Source organism: Caballeronia grimmiae, assembly GCF_000698555.1.
GTDB classification, from domain to species: Bacteria; Pseudomonadota; Gammaproteobacteria; order Burkholderiales; family Burkholderiaceae; genus Caballeronia; species Caballeronia grimmiae.
The window spans coordinates 1-17,781 of record NZ_JFHE01000065.1 but is presented as its reverse complement, the minus strand read 5'-3'; the positions used below and the strand labels follow the sequence as shown (position 1 = coordinate 17,781).

The following is a 17,781-nucleotide window of genomic DNA, read 5'->3' as shown; positions in this document are numbered from 1 at the left end:
ATCGACAGGCCTTTGACGTCGATGATCTCGTTGCCGTTGTCGGTGATAAAGGGCATGCCGTCCTTCGTCACGCGCACGATCGGCACGCCGCCGAGCGCCGTCAGCTTTCGGCCGATCGCCGTGCGCGCCATCGGCACGACTTCGAGGGGCAGCGGGAAGGTGCCCATCACGTCGACGCGCTTGCTCGCATCGGCGATGCAGACGAACACGTCCGCCACCGACGCCACGATCTTCTCGCGCGTGAGCGCGCCGCCGCCGCCTTTGATCATCGCGCCGCTCGCGTCGATTTCGTCGGCGCCGTCGACATAGACCGGCAGCGATTCGATGTCGTTCAGGTCGAACACCTGGAAGCCGTGCGATTCGAGCCGCGCGGTCGTGGCCAGCGAGCTCGACACCGCGCCGCGATAACGCGACTTCGATGCGGCGAGCGCGTCGATAAAGCAATTGGCCGTCGATCCGGTGCCGACGCCGATGATCGAGCCTTCCGGCACCTGCGCGTTCACATAGTCGGCGGCGGCCTGGCCGACCAGTTGCTTGAGTTCGTCCTGAGTCATGAAGTGGTGCTGCGCGTGAGAGAAAACTCAGATTTTATCGGAGCCCGCGCGACGGCCACGCGTTTTTGCGCGTGTTCAGGCGATGGCGTGCAGGAAGCCGAGCGGATCATGCGTGCGCGCAACCGATGCGATGAACGCGAACGCGGCGATCGCCAGCACGCCGAAGACCGCGCGTGCGCCCTTCGTGCGCCCGCGCTTCAACGCGAGCGTGCCGAGCACGATGTAGACGACGAGGCCGGCGATTTTCGCGGACAGCCACGCGGCGTTCGGCCCGAAGCCGATGATCGCGACCAGCGCGACGGCGCTCGCGAGCAGCAGCGTATCGACGATATGCGGGACGATTTTAGTCGCGCGTGCGGTGAGCAGCCGCGAATTCGTCAGCATCCAGATCCAGCGCAACACGAAGCCCGCGATGCTGAGACCGGCGCACGCCATGTGCAGCGCGCGTACCGGCAGAAAATAATCGCCCATGTTTTTCGTTGAGTCTTATCGAGGGAAGTATTTGTCGAGCAGCGCCTGCGCGATCGCATCGGTTTCGGCGTCCGCATCGCCCGCGTAGTCCGACGGGCGGAAATGCATCTGGAACGCGCTGAAGACGCGGCGCGTGCGGTCGTCGTATACGCCGTCGGCAGCGATGTCGTAGCCGTAGCGCTTGAGCTTCTGCTGCAGCGCGCGCACGTCGACGGGCGCTTTCGGATCGCGGCCGGCGAGATGCGTCGCGACCGCCGGTTCATCGGGCCATGCGCCGATGCCCGCATCGTATAGCGTGCGCCACGGAAACAGCGGGCCGGGATCGATCTTGCGTTGCGGTGCGATGTCGCTGTGGCCGACGATGCGCGTCGGCGGAATGCCGTATCGCTCGACGATGTCGCGGGAGAGCTTCACAAGGGTGTCGATCTGCGCGGGCGGATACGGTTGCCACGCGCGGCCCGAAGGGGTATCGACGGGGCCGAGATTCACGTTCTCGATACCGATCGACGAAGCGTTCAGCTCCGTCGCGCCCTGCCAGTAGCTTTGACCCGCATGCCACGCACGCTTGTCTTCCGGCACGAGCTGATAGACGACCGGCTCGCCGTCGTGGATGCGCGGGGCATCGGGCACGACGTAATGGACGCTGACCTCGTCGCCGGTCAGGACGGCGAGCGAACGCGCTTCGTCGATCTCGGTGTAGTGCATCACGAGAAAACGCACGCGGGAATCGGCGTTTTTCGCGTGATATTGTGTGTCGGCGATGTAGGTGCCGCGGTTTTGCATGGTGGAAGTGCAGGCGGTGAGGGTCACGGCGATGGCGCAGGCAAGCGCCAATGACGACAGGCGAAGCAAGACGCGCACGTTACTTCTTCACTCCCCGCTGCCGCACCGCTTCGAACAGACACACGCCGCTCGCCACCGATACGTTCAGGCTTTCCACCGTCCCCGCCATCGGAATGTTCATGATCTCGTCGCAGGTCTCGCGGGTGAGGCGGCGCATGCCCTCGCCTTCCGCGCCGACGACGATCGCCACCGGGCCGTCCAGCTTCGTCTCATAGAGGCTCGCTGTCGCTTCGCCCGCCGTGCCGATCACCCAGACGCCCGCGTCCTTCAGTTCGCGCAGCGCGCGCGCCAGATTCGTCACGGTGATGTACGGCACGCTTTCCGCCGCGCCGCTCGCGACTTTCGCGGCCGTCGCGTTCAAACCGGCGGAACGGTCGCGCGGCGCGATCACCGCATGCGCACCGGCCGCATCCGCTACGCGCAGGCACGCGCCGAGGTTGTGCGGATCGGTGACGCCGTCGAGCACCAGCAGCAATGGCGTACCGGAGATGCCGTCGAGCAGTTCGGCCAGATTCTGCGCGAGCGGCAGATCGTTCGCGCGCGCGACCACGCCCTGATGCTGGATGTTGCCCGCGAGGCCCCACAGGCGCGATTCATCGGCGGCGATCAGGCGCACGCCCGCTTCCTTCGCGGTCCGCAGAAAGTCCTGCATGCGCCGATCCTTGCGCGTGGGGTCGTACAGCACCTCCTCGATCGACGATGCATCCGCGCGCAAACGCGCCGTCACCGCGTGAAAACCGTATAGAACCTTGAGACGTGACATGACTGATCTGAACCTTCGCTGGAAACCATGAAAAGCACGACGCGGTCCGACGCGAAAACGCATCGGACCGCGCGTAATGTAGTGGGCGATCGACCGCGCCCGTCAGCGCTTATCCGCGCTTCTTGCGAGCCGGTCTCGCCTGCGCCGGCGATTTCGACGCCGCCCCGCGCTTCTTCGCCGCGCCGCTGCGCGCCGTCGCCGTCCCGCCCTTCTTCGAGCCGCCGCGCTGACGCGTGCCCGGCGTATCGTCATCGGCCAGCTGACGGATGCGCGGACCCGACGACGAACCATTGCCGCCCGGCGCGCCATGCTCCGGCGACGGCGACGGCGACGGCCTCGGCGACGGCTTCACCGGCGTATCGCGCACGAGGCGGAAATCGATCTTGCGCGCATCGAGATCGACGCGGCCGACCTGCACGCGCACGCGGTCCGTCATGCGATAGCGGATGCCGGTGCGCTCGCCGCGCAGTTCGTTCTTGATCTCGTCGTACTGGAAGTAGTCGGAGCCAAGCTCCGTCACATGCACGAGCCCTTCGATGAACAGCGAATCGAGCTGCACGAAGATACCAAACGACGTCACGCCGTTCACCATGCCGCCGTATTCCTCGCCCAGCTTGTCGCGCATGAAGTAGCACTTGAGCCATGCTTCGACATCGCGCGAGGCTTCGTCGGCGCGGCGCTCGTTCGACGAGCAATGCAGCCCCAACTCCTCCCACACCGCGACGTTGTTGCGCGAACGGCCGCGCGCGCTGTCGTCGGCCAGTTGCATTTCGCGCGCCGCCTTCGTGAGGCCGGTGCTCAGAGATACGTCGTGTCCGATGCTCGGCACATACTTCTTGCCCTGCAGAATCGCGTAGATCGCGCGGTGCGTGAGCAAGTCGGGATAGCGGCGAATCGGGCTCGTGAAGTGCGCGTACGCCTCGTACGCAAGCCCGAAGTGGCCGATATTGTCCGGACTGTAGACCGCCTGCTGCATCGAGCGCAGCACCATCGACTGAAGCATCTGCGCATCGGGCCGGTCGCGGATCTGCGCGATGAGCGCTGCGTAATCGCTTGCATGCGGCTTGTCGCCGCCGGTCAGCGTGAGGCCCACGCCGCGCAGAAACTGGCGCAGGTTCTCGAGCTTCTCTTCGGTCGGCCCCGCATGCACGCGATAAAGGCCCGGATGCTTGTTGCGCTTGAGAAAGTCCGCCGCGCAGACGTTCGCGGCCAGCATGCATTCCTCGATCAGCCGATGCGCGTCATTGCGATGACGCGGCACGATCTGCTCGATCTTGCCCTGCGAGTTGACGACGATGTACGTCTCGGTCGTGTCGAAGTCGATCGCGCCGCGTTTCTGCCGCGCCGCGTGCAGCGACTTGAAAACGCCGTGCAGGTTCTGCAGGTCCGGCACGCGCTCGGCGCGGCGCGCGGCTTCGGGCCCCTTCGTGTTGGCGAGGATCGCCGCGACTTCCGTGTAGGTGAGCCGCGCCGCCGAGTGCATCACGCCTGGATAGAACTGATACGCCTTGATCTCGCCGCGCGCCGTGATGACCATGTCGCACACGAGCACACAGCGATCGACGTCCGGGTTCAGCGAGCACAGGCCGTTGGAGAGCTTCTCCGGCAGCATTGGAATCACGCGGCGCGGGAAGTACACCGATGTGCTGCGATCGAGCGCGTCAACATCGAGCGGCTCGCCCGGCTGCACATAGTGCGAGACGTCCGCGATCGCCACCAGCAGACGGAAGCCCGAGCCGCGGCCGACGGTGATCGGCTCGCAATAGACAGCGTCGTCGAAATCGCGGGCGTCTTCGCCGTCGATCGTGACGAGCGGCACGTCGCGCAAGTCGACGCGATGCCGGATATCCGCCGGACGCACTTCGTCGGGCAGCTTCGCGGCTGCCGCGAGCGCGCCTTCGCTGAACTCATGCGGCACGCCGTATTTGCGCACGGCGATTTCTATTTCCATGCCGGGATCGTCGATGTCGCCGATCACTTCCGCCACGCGCCCGAGCGGCTGCGAATGCCGGCTCGGGAAATCCGTCAGATCGACGGACACCACTTGCCCGACCTTCGCCTTCTTCGGATTCTGCGTGATCAGGATGTCGTGGCCGATGCGCTTGTCTTCCGGCACGAGGAGCAGCGCGCCATTCTCGTTGATGAGCCGTCCGATCACGCGCTTGTTCGCGCGCTCGGTGACCTCGACGATATGGCCTTCCGGCCGCCCGCGCCGGTCGTAGCCGACGATGCGCGCGAGCACGCGATCGTTGTGCATGACCTTTTGCATCTCGCCGTTCGGCAGGAACAGGTCGTCCTGGCCGTCGTCGCGGATCAGGAAGCCGAAGCCATCGCGATGACCCTGCACGCGGCCCGCGACGAAGTTCGACGGATGAGTGAGCTGGTAATGGCCGCGCTTGTCGAGGCGGATTTGCCCGTCGCGTTCCATGGCCGCCAGTCGCTTGAAGAAGCCTTCGCGCTCCTGGCGCTTGATCGACAGCGCCTCGGCGATGTCGTTCGCAGCATGTGGAGTCTCGCTCGTGCGCAGCACACCGAGGATTTCTTCGCGGCTGGGAATCGGATACGGATATTTGCTCAAGGGCTTGATAATGTTCTTCTCGTTGAACGGGACTTTCGCGTGTTTTGCCGCGAGTCGAGCGGCAATCGTCGAAACGATTCTAACACCGTGCCATACGGCGGTTTGCCGTGATTCTCGCCGTGCAGCGCTTGCGCCGATGATCGTTCCGATGGCCGCTTCGACGCGCATTGCGTGCAAACGCCGGTCCAGAGAAATCATCGCAAGGAAGGCTTGACACGCCTCAGGAACACGCTACAATGGCGTTCTTTGCTGCTGAACGCACGCAAAACACGCAGTACACGCACCCTTGCCCAGGTGGCGGAATTGGTAGACGCACTAGGTTCAGGTCCTAGCGGTGGCAACACCGTGGAGGTTCGAGTCCTCTCTTGGGCACCAGATGTTGGAAAACGCCACCCTCGGGTGGCGTTTTCTTTTTATGCAGAGACCGTGTTTCTAGTCTCTGGCCGGTGTGAGCGTCTGCAGTTGACACCGCCCGGCTTCCCGCTAAAATAGCGGGCCTGCTGTACCCCTTGGCCCAGGTGGCGGAATTGGTAGACGCACTAGGTTCAGGTCCTAGCGGTGGCAACACCGTGGAGGTTCGAGTCCTCTCCTGGGCACCAAGGTCCCTCTCGCGGAACACGCGAACGCGCAATAGCGCCACAATCAGCCCCACGCTTCAACGTGGGGCTTTTTGTTTGGCGCGACGTCTTCTTCATTGCTAAATTAATTCAGCGCCCTTTCGTCTTCGTTCGCATCTTTCATCTGATCGAAGGCAAATGAATTAACTCAGAATCCGGTTATTCATATAGCCCCGGATTAACACTCGCTCTCCGTTCGAATTCAGCACGCCCTTAATCGGCGGCGTACACTCGTCGTGCCCGCGCGACCGCTCTGCCCTGCCGCGCGCTCGATACGGCCTGGGTATCACGCCTTGCCGCATCTCAACGCTGATTAATCAGAACCGAACTGGAGACCAGGCGATGAGTTGGACGCGAAAACAAAGAAACGTGACGATTGCGGCTTATCTTGGCTGGACGCTGGATGCATTCGATTTCTTCCTGATGGTCTTCGTGTTGAAAGACATCGCAGCCGAGTTCAAAACCAGTATTCCCGAAGTCGCCTTTGCCATTACGCTGACGCTCGCGATGCGACCCGTCGGCGCGCTGATTTTCGGTCGGCTGGCGGATAAATACGGCCGCCGTCCTACACTGATGATCAACATCGCGATCTACTCGCTGCTGGAATTGCTGTCGGGGTTATCGCCGAATCTGATGACGCTACTCGTTCTCCGCGCGCTTTTCGGCATCGCGATGGGCGGCGAATGGGGCGTGGGTTCCGCGCTGACGATGGAAACCGTGCCGCCGAAAGCGCGCGGCTTCGTTTCCGGACTGTTGCAGGCGGGCTATCCGAGCGGTTATCTGCTGGCGTCGATCGTGTTTGGCGTGCTCTATCAATACGTGGGCTGGCGCGGCATGTTCTTCGTCGGCGTCGCGCCTGCGCTGCTCGTGCTTTACGTGCGGGCGCACGTGCCGGAATCCCCCGCCTGGCGCGCGATGGAAAAGCGTGAGCGGCCCGGCCTGATTGCGACGCTGAAGCAGAACTGGACGCTCTCGCTTTACGCGATCGTCCTGATGACCGCATTCAATTTCTTCTCGCACGGCACGCAGGATCTTTATCCGACGTTTTTGCGCGAACAGCATCATTTCGATCCGCACACGGTGTCGATGATTACCATCGTGCTGAATATCGGCGCGATCGTCGGCGGACTATTTTTCGGCGCGATGTCGGAGCGAATCGGACGGCGCGTCGCCATTTTTATCGCGGCATTGATCGCATTGCCGGTGCTTTACTTGTGGGCTTTCTCGGCGGGACCTGTGGCTCTCGCAATCGGTGCGTTCCTGATGCAGATTTCCGTTCAGGGCGCGTGGGGTGTCATTCCAGTGCATTTGAACGAGATATCGCCGGATGAGATTCGCGCGACGTTTCCGGGGCTCGTATATCAACTCGGCAATTTGCTGGCGGCCATTAATGCCACGATGCAGGCGGGCATTGCGACAGCGCACGGAAACAATTATGGAATGGCGATGGCGATCGTCGCGGGGACGGTCGCTGTCGTTATTGCGGCGTTGATTTTCTTCAGCCGAGAGCGCAAGGGAATCGATATGACGCGGTCGGCGCAGGAAATGAGAGCGGCCGGGTAGTTCGGGCGGCACTGAGGCTCCCCGTTGCAGCGGAGCCTTGGTGTCTCGTTGACCTGCGCGAGTCATCTGGCGGCGACTACACCGAAGGCGACGAACACATCAGACGCATCAAAGCGGTTATCCTTTTTTCGCGGTCGGCGAAATCTCGCCGCTGCCGTGAGAAGTGCGTGCTCCAGGACTTGCGTATCCTGAGTCCTTTGCCGCACGCATAACCGCGCCGCGCACAGCGCCGCGCTCTCCACCGGTTCCGTCCGCCAAACATGAATCGATGAAAGACCGCTATCTCGACTTCGTCAATTCGCCCTTCGGCACGAGCCTCGCCCGCGCGCTCGGGCTGCCGAAGCCCGAGGTGCTGCGCCGCCATCGACCGGGCGAAGCCGAGTTCGGCGCCATGGCCGCCATCGGCGCCGGGCCGTCGCCGCAAATGTTCGATCAGCTCATCCGCGTGCTCACTGCCATCGGCATGACGGGCATCGCCCATGACAGCGCGCCCGGCTGGCTGGCGCTCGCGCAGGCCGAGGGCGCGATGAGCGGCCGATTCGAGCCGTCCCCCGCCGATGCCGCCGCGACACATCGCGTCGATGCGCTGATCTTCGATGCGACCGGCATCACCGAAAGCAGCGCGCTTCGGCCGATGTACGCGTTCTTCCACGACGCGATACGCTCGCTCGCCAGAAGCGGACGGATCATCGTGCTCGGGCGCGCGCCCTCGTCATGCGCGAGCCCGCGCGCCGCCACCGCGCAACGCGCGCTCGAAGGCATGACGCGCTCGCTCGGCAAGGAGGCGCGCAACGGCGTCACGTCGAATCTGCTTTACGTGACTGGCGACGCAGATATCGAAGGCGCGCTGCGGTTCTTCCTCTCGCCGCGTTCGGCCTACGTCTCGGGGCAGGTCGTGCATATCGACGGTCCCGCCGCCGCCCCGGCAAGCTACGCGACGCCCCTCGCCGGCACGCGCGCCGTCGTGACAGGCGCGGCGCGCGGCATCGGCGCATCGATTGCGACCGTGCTGGCGACGCAAGGCGCGATCGTCACCGGAATCGATATCGAGGCGGCCCGCGACGCGCTCGACCAGACCATGCTCGCGATCGAAGACACGTCGCCGTCGGGCGGCGCGCATGCCGCGCTCATCGCGGACATCGCCGCTCCCGATGCGCCCGCCGACATCGCGGCGGCGCTTCTTGCGTCGGGCGGCGTCGATATCGTCGTGCACAACGCGGGCATCACGCGCGACAAGACCATCGCGCGCATGACCGGCGACATGTGGGACAGCGTGCTCGAAATCAATCTGCTCGCGCAGGAACGCATCGACGATGCGCTCCTCGCCCAGAACGTGCTGCGTGCCGGAGGCCGCATCGTGGCGGTGTCGTCGATCAGCGGCATTGCAGGCAATCGCGGACAGACGAACTACGCGACATCGAAGGCCGGCGTGATCGGGCGCGTGCAAAGCATGGCGCCGCTCTTGCGCGAACGCGGCATCACAATCAACGCAGTCGCGCCCGGCTTCATCGAGACGCACATGACCGCGCGCATGCCGTTCGCGACGCGCGAAGCAGGACGGCGCCTCAACTCGATGGGACAAGGCGGCCTGCCCGTCGATGTCGCCGAAACCGTCGCGTGGCTCGCGAGCCCGTCGTGCGCGAACATCACCGGCAATGTCGTGCGCGTGTGCGGCCAAAGCCTCGTCGGAGCCTAGCGATGCAGACGCCTTTGTCCGCATCGCCGATGCAACGCGCGCGCACCGTCGTCATCGACACCTTGCCGCCGCCCGCCAAACTCTATGGGCGCGTGCTGCCTGGCCTGTTCAGACGCGGCCGTGCGCCGGAACTGCCCGCGCTGCGGCTCGTGCGCCCGGACGTGCGGCTCGACGCCGAACACATCGGCCGCTATGCGCGCGTGTGCGGTTTCATCCCGGAACATGGCGTGCCGCTGACGTTCCCGCATGTGCTGGCGTTTCCGCTGCATCTGATGATGCTCACCGACCCGTCGTTTCCGTGGCCCGCGCTCGGCATGGTGCATCTCGCGAACAGCGTGCGCCTGCGCAGGCCGCTCGCCGCCGGACAGCGCGTGCGTATCGAAGTGGAATGCGGGCCGGTCGTAACGCACGATAAAGGACACGCTTTCACGCTGCACACGCGCATTTACCGACGCGGGGAAGCCGTCTGGGATGGCGACAGCGTCTATCTGAAACGCTGCGTCAGAAGCGAAAGCGCCGCGCCGCTGCTCCGTGCCGCGGAAACGCCCCACATGCCGCTCGTTCGCGAAGCGCGCTGGCAACTCCCCGCCCAGCTCGGGCGCGATTACGCGAAGGCATCGGGCGACTTCAATCCGATCCATCTGCACGCGCTGAGCGCCAAGGCGTTCGGTTTTCCGCGCGCCATCGCTCATGGCATGTGGACGCTCGGACGCACGCTCGCGGCGCTGTCTCCATCGAAGGCGCTCGCAGCGGGTCACGCGCACGGCGAATTCAAGCTGCCGCTCTACCTTCCCGGCGATGCAACCCTGTGGAGCGCCGAGCCCGCACCCGATGTGCGCGACTTCGAAGTGCGCGATCTTGCGGGCGAGCGTCCACATCTGCGCGGGCGTTTCGATTGGGAGTTGCCATGAACGAAGTGCGCCGCGTCGCGATCATCGGCAGCAACCGGATTCCGTTCGCGCGATCGAACACGGCTTACGCGACGGCATCGAATCAGGACATGCTGAGCTTCACGCTGCAAGGGCTCGTCGATCGCTTCGATCTGCACGGCGTGCGGCTCGGCGAAGTGGCGGCCGGCGCGGTCCTGAAGCATTCGCGCGACTTCAATCTCACGCGCGAAGCCGCACTCGCGACGACGCTCGCGAAACAGACGCCCGCCTACGATGTGCAGCAGGCATGCGGCACCGGCCTCGAAGCGGTGATTCTCGTCGCCAACAAGATCGCGCTGGGGCAGATCGATGCGGGCATCGCGGGTGGCGTCGATTCGGCATCGGATGCGCCGATCGGCGTGAACGAACGCCTGCGCAAGATCCTGCTCGAAGCGAATCGCAGCCGCTCGACGCGTCAACGCGCCGGCGCGCTCGCGAAGCTGCGGCCCGGCATGTTCTTCCGGCCGGCACTGCCGCGCAACGTGGAGCCGCGCACAGGGCTTTCGATGGGCGAGCATTGCGAGCTCATGGCCAAACGCTGGAAGATTTCGCGGGAAGCGCAGGACGCGCTCGCGCAGCAGAGTCACCTCAGGCTCGCGTCGGCTTACTCGCGCGGGTTCTTCAACGATCTGCTGACGCCGTTTCATGGGCTCACGCGTGACAACAATCTGCGTCCGGATGTATCGCTCGATCAGCTTGCGCAGTTGAAGCCGGTATTCGATCGCGATGCGGGTACGCTCACTGCCGGGAACTCGACGCCGCTCACCGATGGGGCTTCGGCGGTGCTGCTGGCGTCGGAGGAATGGGCTGCGCGTCGCGGGTTGCCGGTGCTTGCTTATCTCACTGTTTCGGCTAACGCGGCGGTTGATTACATCGATCAACGTGAAGGGTTGTTGATGGCGCCCGTGTACGCGGTGCCGCCGATGCTCGCGCGTGCCGATCTAACGCTGCAGGATTTCGATTTTTACGAGATTCATGAGGCGTTCGCCGCACAGGTGCTTTGTACGCTCGCGGCCTGGCAGGACGATGAGTATTGTCGCGATGTGCTCAGAGTTGTGGGGCCGCTCGGCGCTGTCGATCTCTCGCGGATGAACGTGAGCGGGGGATCGCTCGCTGCGGGGCATCCGTTTGCGGCGACCGGCGGGCGCATCGTCGGGACACTCGCCAAGTTGCTCGCGAATGCGCCCGAGCGCGGGGATGGGCGGCCCTTGCGGGGGCTTATCTCCATTTGCGCTGCGGGCGGGCAAGGGGTTGTGGCGATTTTGGAGCGGTAAGGGGTGATAGTGCGGTGAGCTTGGTTTCGTGTCGGTTTATTAGTGCGCCCCTCCCCGGGGCGGGGGTCACTTTCTTGGCCGTTCGACCAGAGTTGGCGCTTTGCGCCTTACTCTGGTCCCATGCAAAGAATGTAACCAAAGAAAACAGCTTTTTTTCGAACCGCTCGCAGCACTAACTCGTGTGATCACTTCGTAGAACAGCGGTGGCACTCAGCTTGAAAGAGCCTTAAATCACCTTCCGCGCCCACTGAGCGCCACGTCCTCCGGGCCCCTTAGCTTGTCAAAACCAGTGGGGCGCAACGTGCTACGCGAAACATGTGTGAGCGCCTCGTCGCACGACGGTGGCACCGATCTAATTAGCAACCTTGAACCACTTCTCACGGCATTGAGCGCCACGTGCCTCTGAGCGGCTAGCTGGTTGAAACCCGTCCGCGCAACGTCCTACGCGAAACCATTTGCAAGCGCTTGCACACGACGGTGGCACACGAATTTATCAGCACCTCGCGCCACGTCCTCCAAGTCCTTGGCGCGTTAATCCATCGTGGCATAACCTACTCCGCGAAGCATCAACGGAAGAAAGGCACCCGCTTCATCGTTAACGATGACATCCCGCTTCGTCCCATCTCCCGCGCGATGCCCGCCCCGCTGCCGCAATCAAGGATGCCCCATGCCGCCCACGCGCCCTTTCCCCTTTCCGCGCTCGCTTCGTGGCCTGCTTGCCTTCGCGTTGCTCATCATCGGTCTGCACGCCCACGCGCAAGAAAGCGATGCCACAAGCATCGGCACCCGAACCATCGATCAACAAGTGCACTGGCTCTCGCAAGCCGCCGCTAACGGCACGCTCGCCGCGCTCGACGACAATCAACTCACCACCCTCTTCCGCTCGCTCGATCCCCACACGCTTCCCCGTTATCTGCAACAGGGACTCAGCGAATACGCATCGTGCGAATTCACCATGCTGCGGCGCGAACGCATCAACGGCCGATGGCCCAGGCGCGCCGATCACATGCTCGTGCGCGTCACCCACGAACCGCTGCGGATCTACGCAAAGTGGCTGCCCGATGGCGCTCACGCCGGTCAGGAAGTCATCTACGATGCATCCAAACGCCCCGGCGAACTCTACGGTCATCTCGGCGGCATGCTCGGCGTGTTGCCGATGTGGGCATCCGTGAACGGGCCGCTCGCCCGCGCTCAATCGAATCACTCGATCCGCGAACTGAGTATCGACGCCATCACGCAACGCTTCATCGACGAAGGTCGCAAGTTCGCCGCGACAGGCATCACGCAACCCTCGAACATCGAAGTGAAAACCGTCCACGGCGTGCGCGTCGTCGCCCTGACGTACACCGCGCCCGATGGCCAGCCGGGCTTCTATGCGAAACGCGAAGTGCTTGGCCTCGACCTGGAACAGCCGCTCTTTCGCACCGTCGAGTCGTTCGACGACGACGGCAATCCGTTCGAAAGCATCGTCTTCGAGCACATCGCTCCGAAGCCGTTCGACGATCTGACCTTCGATCCCGAGAATCCCGACTATCGCTTCTGAAGCGCCCGCTGACTTCCTGACACGCGCTGTAACGCCTGCTTCTCGCCCGCAACGCAAGATTTAAGTTTCGCCTAAGAATGCGTCGATACGCTTGCCCGACTTCATCATCGACATCAACGCGGCCGCATCGGCAAGCGGCCCGCATCGTCATGCAAACACAAGGAGTTCGCTCATGAACCTCCGCTCCAATCTCCGGCCCGCCCGAGCCATCAAGCGGCTGCTCAGCCACCACGAAATCGCGACGCTGCTCTTGCTGCTGCACGCGCCGATCGACGTGATGGCCGCCACGCCCGACGTCGCCTCGTTGCAGGAATACGGTTATGTCGAAATCGTGTCGCCCGACGCAACCGGCCAGAAAGTGCGCCTCACCGAAGACGGCAACGCCGTGCTGCGCGGCCTCGGCGTGAAGTAAGCGGTCCGCCTTTCATCGCGAACTCTGTAATAATCGGTCGATACATTCACCACCGACCGAAGGAGCGACTCGCGATGTCCGCTACTGAACCCATCGTTCAACGTGTGCTGCTGACCAACGACGACGGCATCGACGCGCCCGGCCTCGCCGTGCTCGAAGCCGTCGCCGCAGAACTGGCGCACGAAGTCTGGGTGATCGCACCCGAACACGATCAAAGCGGCACGTCGCATTCCATCAGCCTGCATTCGCCGCTGCGCATCTCGCGTCAGGGCGAGCGGCGCTTCGGCGTGCAAGGCACTCCCGGCGATTGCGTGGTGATGGCCGCGCGCCATCTGATGAAGGACGCCCCTCCCACGCTCGTGCTGTCGGGCATCAATCGCGGCGCGAATCTCGGCGTCGAAACGATGTTCTCCGGCACCGTCGGCGCGGCGATGACGGGCCTGTTGCTCGGGCTGCCGTCCATCGCGCTCAGTCAAACCTTCTCCGATCGCGAGAACGTGCGCTGGGATACCGCGCGTGAACTCGCACCCGGCGTCATCCGCCGGCTGCTCGCCATCTCGCACGACGCGCCCACGTGTCTCAATGTCAACTTCCCCGATTGCGATGCATCGGCCGCCGGTCCGCTGACCGTGACGCGGCAGGGCGTCGGACTCGTGGACGGCATCGACGTCGTGCCGGAAGTCGATCCGCGCGGCATCGATTATTTCTGGCTGCGCTTTCAGCGCGGACCGCGTGAAAACGCGCCCGACAGCGAAACGGCCGTCGTCGCGTCGAAGCGCATTTCGGTCACGCCGCTGCACTTCGACCGTACCGCGTTGCAGACCTTCGAGACGCTTCAGGCGGGCCTGCAAGACAACGCCTGATCCGTAAACCAAAGCGCCATCAAAAGAACAAGGACATCACATGACGCATTACATCGGCCGCCTCGGGGCGCGCGTGGTGACGAGCGCATTTCTCGCGTTCGCGGCAACCGGGGCGTTTGCGCAAGCGGCGACGCCGGTCGGCACGTGGCAGACCATCGACGACACGACGGGCAAGCCGCGAGCGATCATCCAGATCGTCGACGACGGCAACGGGCAACTCGAAGGCAAAGTCGTGCGCGGCATCGGCGAATTCGATCATCCGGAGCGGCGCTGCACGTCCTGCACGGACGAGCGCAAGGACCAGCTCATCAAAGGGATGACGATCATCACCGGCATGAAGCGCGACGGCGACGCGTGGACCGGCGGGCACATTCTCGACCCGGAAAACGGCAAGCTCTACAAGTGCAGGATGACGCTCGAGAGCGGCGGGCAAAAGCTGGTGGTGCGCGGCTATATCGGCGTGTCACTGCTCGGCCGCTCGCAGACGTGGCTGCGGCAGGAATGATGCGCGCGACGCACCTTTGAAAGACAAAGCCGGCGAAGACTCCGCGCCTTCGCCGGCTTTTTAGCGACGCGCAAGCGCGTCACGTCTTTCTTGCTGCACTCACGCAGCGTGGCGCACGGGCGCCGCGACATGCTGCACACGCGCCGCGGCAATCTCCGGCACGCCGGCGATAACGTCCACCGCCGCGACAGGCATCTCGGCCGGCACTCTCATGCGCGACGTCATGAGCGCATAAAGCGACTCCCCCGCCGGGCCGAACAGTTGCGTCATCACGCGCAGCAACACACCCGACTCGTGCCACGCCTTGAAACGGCGATGGCAGGTCTGATACGACGGATACTTGCGCGGCAGCGTGGACCATGACGCGCCGCTGTACATCACCCAAAGCACGCCGTTCAGCACCGCTCGCGTATTGGCGAGCGGTCGACCGCGCAACTCCGAACGTGGGCGCAGTTCAGGGAGCAGAGGAGCAACCATCTGCCATTCTTCGTCGGACATATCGCGGTAAGGCTTCACGGTATTCTCTCCAATTAGCTGACTAATAACTGGCTAGAACAATACCGAGTGACTTCCGGCTGGCAAATCAGAGGCATCCGAATCTTGAAAATCCGGCCCGAGCCTTATGCCGTTTGGCTAACGGCACATTTTTGATTTCTCGTATTAACCTAGGTAAGCGATACGTTCACTGTGCGGCGCGGCGTCTCGAGATACTCCTGCGACTGCATCTCGACAATGCGCGATACCGTGCGCGCGAACTCGTTGGCCATCGGTCCTTCCACATAGAGTTGCTCGGCGGGCACCGCCGCCGACATCAGCAACTTGACCTTGTGGTCATAGAACACGTCGATGAGCCACGTAAAGCGGCGCGCCTCGGACGCCATGCGCGGCGACATCTGCGGCACGTCCGACAGGATCACCGCGTGGAAGCGGCTCGCCAGTTCGAGATAGTCGTTCTGTGAGCGCGGGCCGCCGCACAACGTCGCGAAATCGAACCAGACGACGCCATCGGCCTTGCGCAGTGCCTTAATTTCGCGTTTCTCGATATGCAGGATCGGGCTTTCATCCGGCACTGCGGCAAGCTTCGCGTAGTCCGCGCGCAGCGCCTTGTCCGCCGCTGCGCCGAGCGGCCAGTGATACGCCTTCACCTGAGACAGCGTGCGCTTGCGATAGTCGGTGCCGGCATCCACGTTCAGCACGTCGAGATTTTTCTTGATGAGCTCGATCGCGGGCAGCAGGCGGTCACGATGCAATCCTTCGGGATACAGCGTGTCCGGATCGTAGTTGGACGTCATCACGAACTGCACGCCGTTCGTGAACAGGCGATCCAGCAGGCGATAAAGGATCATCGCGTCGGCGATATCGGAGACGTGGAACTCGTCGAAGCAGATCAGCCGATACCGCTTGGCAATGCGTCGCGCGAGCTCATCGAGCGGATCGGCCTGGCCTTTCAGCTCTTCCAGCTCGCGATGCACTTCGCGCATGAACTCGTGAAAATGCAGGCGCGTCTTGCGCTGCACCGGAACGACGGCGTAGAAGCTGTCCATCAGGAAGCTCTTGCCGCGCCCCACGCCGCCCCACATGTAGACGCCTTTCGGCAGATCGGGACGCACGAGGAACTTCTTCAGCGCGTTAGAGCGGCGCGCCTTGTACGCCACCCATTCCTCGTAGCAGCGCTGCAGCCGCTCGACCGCCGCAAGCTGCGCCGCGTCCGATTGATAACCCCGCGTCCGCAGTTCGTTTTCGTAGTATTCGGTGACGTTCATCTTCTGCCGTTTCAAATGACGAAGGCGAGCGGTTGATCCGCTCGCCTTCGTTTCGCGATGCCGTCGGGACCGTTCAAGCGTCAAACAGCCACGCTGTTTTCAGGTGAACGGACCCCGTGCGAAGCGTCGAGCGTTACATGTTCAGCGCGCGCTTGTCCACCGCCAGCGCCGCTTCGCGCATCACTTCGGACAGCGACGGATGCGGATGGCAAATCCGGCCGATGTCTTCCGACGCCGCCTTGAACTCCATCGCCACGACCGCTTCCGCGATCAGGTCCGACGCGTCCGCCGCGATGATGTGCACGCCGAGAATCTCGTCGGTCTTCGCGTCCGCGATCATCTTGACGAAGCCCTCGGCCTTGCCGATACCCAATGCGCGGCCATTGGCCATCATCGGGAACTGGCCGGTCTTGATCTCGCGGCCTTCGGCCTTGAGCTGCTGTTCTGTCTTGCCGACCCACGCGATTTCCGGTTCCGTGTAAATGACCCACGGCACGCAGTTGTAGTCGATATGCGGCTTCTGGCCGTCGATGATTTCCGCCACCGCCACGCCCTCGTCTTCCGCCTTGTGCGCGAGCATCGGGCCGCGCACCACGTCGCCGATTGCGTAGACGCCCGGCACGCTCGTCGCGCAGTGGTCGTCGACGTCGATGAAACCGCGCTCGTTCGCCTTCAGGCCAATCGCTTCGAGACCGAGGTTATCCGTGTTCGGCACGCGGCCGATCGACACGATCAGGCGATCCGCGTCCAGCGTTTGCGCATTGCCGGCGTTGTCCGTGTAGGCGATCGACACGCCCTCGCCCGTCGTCTTCACTTCGCCGATCTTCACGCCGAGATGAATGTCGAGGCCCTGCTTCTTGAACTGCTTCGCGGCTTCCTTCGCGAGCGATTCGTCCGCTGCGCCGAGGAATTGCGGCAGCGCTTCGAGCACGGTGACTTCCGCGCCCAGACGACGCCATACCGAGCCGAGCTCCAGGCCGATCACGCCCGCGCCGATCACGGCGAGCTTCTTCGGCACCGAGTCGAACGACAGCGCGCCTTCGTTGTCGGCGATCAGCTTGTTGTCGACCGGAATGTTCGGCAGATGACGCGCCTTCGAACCCGTCGCGATGATCACGTTCTTCGCCGTGACGACTTCCGCTTCGCCTTCACCCGACACTTCGATCTGCACGCCCGCGCCGGTCTTGCCGGCGAACTTGCCATGACCCTTGAGCCACGTAATCTTGTTCTTGCGGAACAGGAACTCGATGCCCTTCGTCATCTTGTCGACGATGCCATCCTTGCGCGCGAGCATCTTCGCCACGTCGAGCTTCACGTCCGCCACGCTGATGCCGTGATCGGCGAGATGCTTCGACGTGTTTTCGAATTCTTCCGACGACGCGAGCAGCGCCTTCGACGGAATGCAGC

General features: G+C 63.6%; 16 protein-coding genes and 2 tRNA genes. 10 read left to right on the top strand and 8 right to left on the bottom strand.

All coding sequences use genetic code 11. The features are described from left to right. From rpiA to rnr, 5 genes are all read right to left on the bottom strand, one after another. On the bottom strand, positions 1-554 hold a 554-nt coding region (gene rpiA, locus BG57_RS29385), incomplete at its 3' end, for a ribose-5-phosphate isomerase RpiA (RefSeq protein ID WP_035970569.1). A 75-nt stretch (positions 555-629) separates the two neighbouring features. Then, a complete protein-coding gene (locus tag BG57_RS29380) occupies positions 630-1,025 on the bottom strand; it encodes a SirB2 family protein (protein ID WP_035970568.1) in 396 nt (131 codons plus the stop codon). 15 nt (positions 1,026-1,040) lie between these two features. Further along, positions 1,041-1,877 (bottom strand): N-acetylmuramoyl-L-alanine amidase, encoded by an 837-nt coding sequence (locus BG57_RS29375; protein ID WP_229754084.1) that lies wholly within the window; start codon positions 1,875-1,877, stop codon positions 1,041-1,043. Between the two features lie 10 nt (positions 1,878-1,887). Continuing rightward, on the bottom strand, positions 1,888-2,631 hold the full coding sequence (rlmB, locus tag BG57_RS29370; protein WP_035970564.1) for a 23S rRNA (guanosine(2251)-2'-O)-methyltransferase RlmB: 744 nt from the start codon (positions 2,629-2,631) through the stop codon (positions 1,888-1,890). 109 nt (positions 2,632-2,740) lie between these two features. After that, positions 2,741-5,209, bottom strand: coding sequence for a ribonuclease R (gene rnr / locus BG57_RS29365; protein ID WP_035970574.1), 2,469 nt, complete (start codon positions 5,207-5,209; stop codon positions 2,741-2,743). 288 nt (positions 5,210-5,497) lie between these two features. Here rnr and BG57_RS29360 point away from each other — a divergent pair. The 10 genes from BG57_RS29360 (at position 5,498) to BG57_RS29315 (ending at position 14,611) form a co-directional block, all read left to right on the top strand. Next, positions 5,498-5,584 (top strand) — tRNA-Leu (locus BG57_RS29360). Positions 5,585-5,721: 137 nt separating this feature from the next. Next, a tRNA-Leu gene (locus tag BG57_RS29355) sits at positions 5,722-5,808 on the top strand. Between the two features lie 360 nt (positions 5,809-6,168). Continuing rightward, positions 6,169-7,389 (top strand): MFS transporter, encoded by a 1,221-nt coding sequence (locus BG57_RS29350; protein WP_035970562.1) that lies wholly within the window; start codon positions 6,169-6,171, stop codon positions 7,387-7,389. Positions 7,390-7,657: 268 nt separating this feature from the next. Continuing rightward, positions 7,658-9,085, top strand: a complete 1,428-nt coding sequence (locus BG57_RS29345) for a 3-oxoacyl-ACP reductase (RefSeq protein WP_035970561.1) — start codon at positions 7,658-7,660, stop codon at positions 9,083-9,085. A 2-nt stretch (positions 9,086-9,087) separates the two neighbouring features. After that, a complete protein-coding gene (locus BG57_RS29340) occupies positions 9,088-9,996 on the top strand; it encodes a MaoC family dehydratase (protein ID WP_035970560.1) in 909 nt (302 codons plus the stop codon). Further along, positions 9,993-11,288 carry an acetyl-CoA C-acetyltransferase gene (locus BG57_RS29335; protein ID WP_035970558.1) on the top strand — a complete coding sequence of 432 codons (1,296 nt, stop codon included), beginning with the start codon at positions 9,993-9,995 and terminating at the stop codon, positions 11,286-11,288. Before BG57_RS29340 ends, BG57_RS29335 begins: the two co-directional genes overlap by 4 nt. Before the next feature lie 667 nt (positions 11,289-11,955). Beyond that, positions 11,956-12,831: a DUF1571 domain-containing protein gene (locus tag BG57_RS29330; protein ID WP_035970556.1), complete on the top strand. Its 876-nt coding sequence runs from the start codon at positions 11,956-11,958 to the stop codon at positions 12,829-12,831. A gap of 172 nt (positions 12,832-13,003) precedes the next feature. After that, positions 13,004-13,243 carry a hypothetical protein gene (locus tag BG57_RS29325; RefSeq protein ID WP_035970573.1) on the top strand — a complete coding sequence of 80 codons (240 nt, stop codon included), beginning with the start codon at positions 13,004-13,006 and terminating at the stop codon, positions 13,241-13,243. 74 nt (positions 13,244-13,317) lie between these two features. Continuing rightward, positions 13,318-14,106 (top strand): 5'/3'-nucleotidase SurE, encoded by a 789-nt coding sequence (gene surE, locus BG57_RS29320; protein ID WP_035970555.1) that lies wholly within the window; start codon positions 13,318-13,320, stop codon positions 14,104-14,106. A gap of 40 nt (positions 14,107-14,146) precedes the next feature. After that, entirely contained in the window at positions 14,147-14,611 is a 465-nt protein-coding gene (locus BG57_RS29315) for a DUF2147 domain-containing protein (RefSeq protein WP_052006080.1), read from the top strand. 99 nt (positions 14,612-14,710) lie between these two features. Here the strand turns inward: BG57_RS29315 and BG57_RS29310 are convergent, their stop codons facing one another. The 3 genes from BG57_RS29310 to lpdA form a co-directional block, all read right to left on the bottom strand. Continuing rightward, positions 14,711-15,127: a transposase gene (locus BG57_RS29310; RefSeq protein WP_052006079.1), complete on the bottom strand. Its 417-nt coding sequence runs from the start codon at positions 15,125-15,127 to the stop codon at positions 14,711-14,713. A gap of 149 nt (positions 15,128-15,276) precedes the next feature. After that, positions 15,277-16,374, bottom strand: coding sequence for a cell division protein ZapE (gene zapE / locus BG57_RS29305; RefSeq protein ID WP_035970553.1), 1,098 nt, complete (start codon positions 16,372-16,374; stop codon positions 15,277-15,279). A 133-nt stretch (positions 16,375-16,507) separates the two neighbouring features. Further along, positions 16,508-17,781, bottom strand: a 1,274-nt coding sequence (lpdA, locus tag BG57_RS29300; protein ID WP_035970551.1) for a dihydrolipoyl dehydrogenase, incomplete at its 5' end; no start/stop codon positions are given.

Bases quoted from the DNA above. Each gene is read 5' to 3' on its own strand.
- BG57_RS29380 (WP_035970568.1), bottom strand. From the start codon at position 1,025: ATGGGCGATTATTTTCTGCCGGTACGCGCGCTGCACATGGCGTGCGCC.
- rlmB (WP_035970564.1), bottom strand. From the start codon at position 2,631: ATGTCACGTCTCAAGGTTCTATACGGTTTTCACGCGGTGACGGCGCGT.
- BG57_RS29350 (WP_035970562.1), top strand. From the start codon at position 6,169: ATGAGTTGGACGCGAAAACAAAGAAACGTGACGATTGCGGCTTATCTT.
- BG57_RS29345 (WP_035970561.1), top strand. From the start codon at position 7,658: ATGAAAGACCGCTATCTCGACTTCGTCAATTCGCCCTTCGGCACGAGC.
- BG57_RS29340 (WP_035970560.1), top strand. From the start codon at position 9,088: ATGCAGACGCCTTTGTCCGCATCGCCGATGCAACGCGCGCGCACCGTC.
- BG57_RS29335 (WP_035970558.1), top strand. From the start codon at position 9,993: ATGAACGAAGTGCGCCGCGTCGCGATCATCGGCAGCAACCGGATTCCG.
- BG57_RS29330 (WP_035970556.1), top strand. From the start codon at position 11,956: ATGCCGCCCACGCGCCCTTTCCCCTTTCCGCGCTCGCTTCGTGGCCTG.
- BG57_RS29325 (WP_035970573.1), top strand. From the start codon at position 13,004: ATGAACCTCCGCTCCAATCTCCGGCCCGCCCGAGCCATCAAGCGGCTG.
- surE (WP_035970555.1), top strand. From the start codon at position 13,318: ATGTCCGCTACTGAACCCATCGTTCAACGTGTGCTGCTGACCAACGAC.
- BG57_RS29315 (WP_052006080.1), top strand. From the start codon at position 14,147: ATGACGCATTACATCGGCCGCCTCGGGGCGCGCGTGGTGACGAGCGCA.
- zapE (WP_035970553.1), bottom strand. From the start codon at position 16,374: ATGAACGTCACCGAATACTACGAAAACGAACTGCGGACGCGGGGTTAT.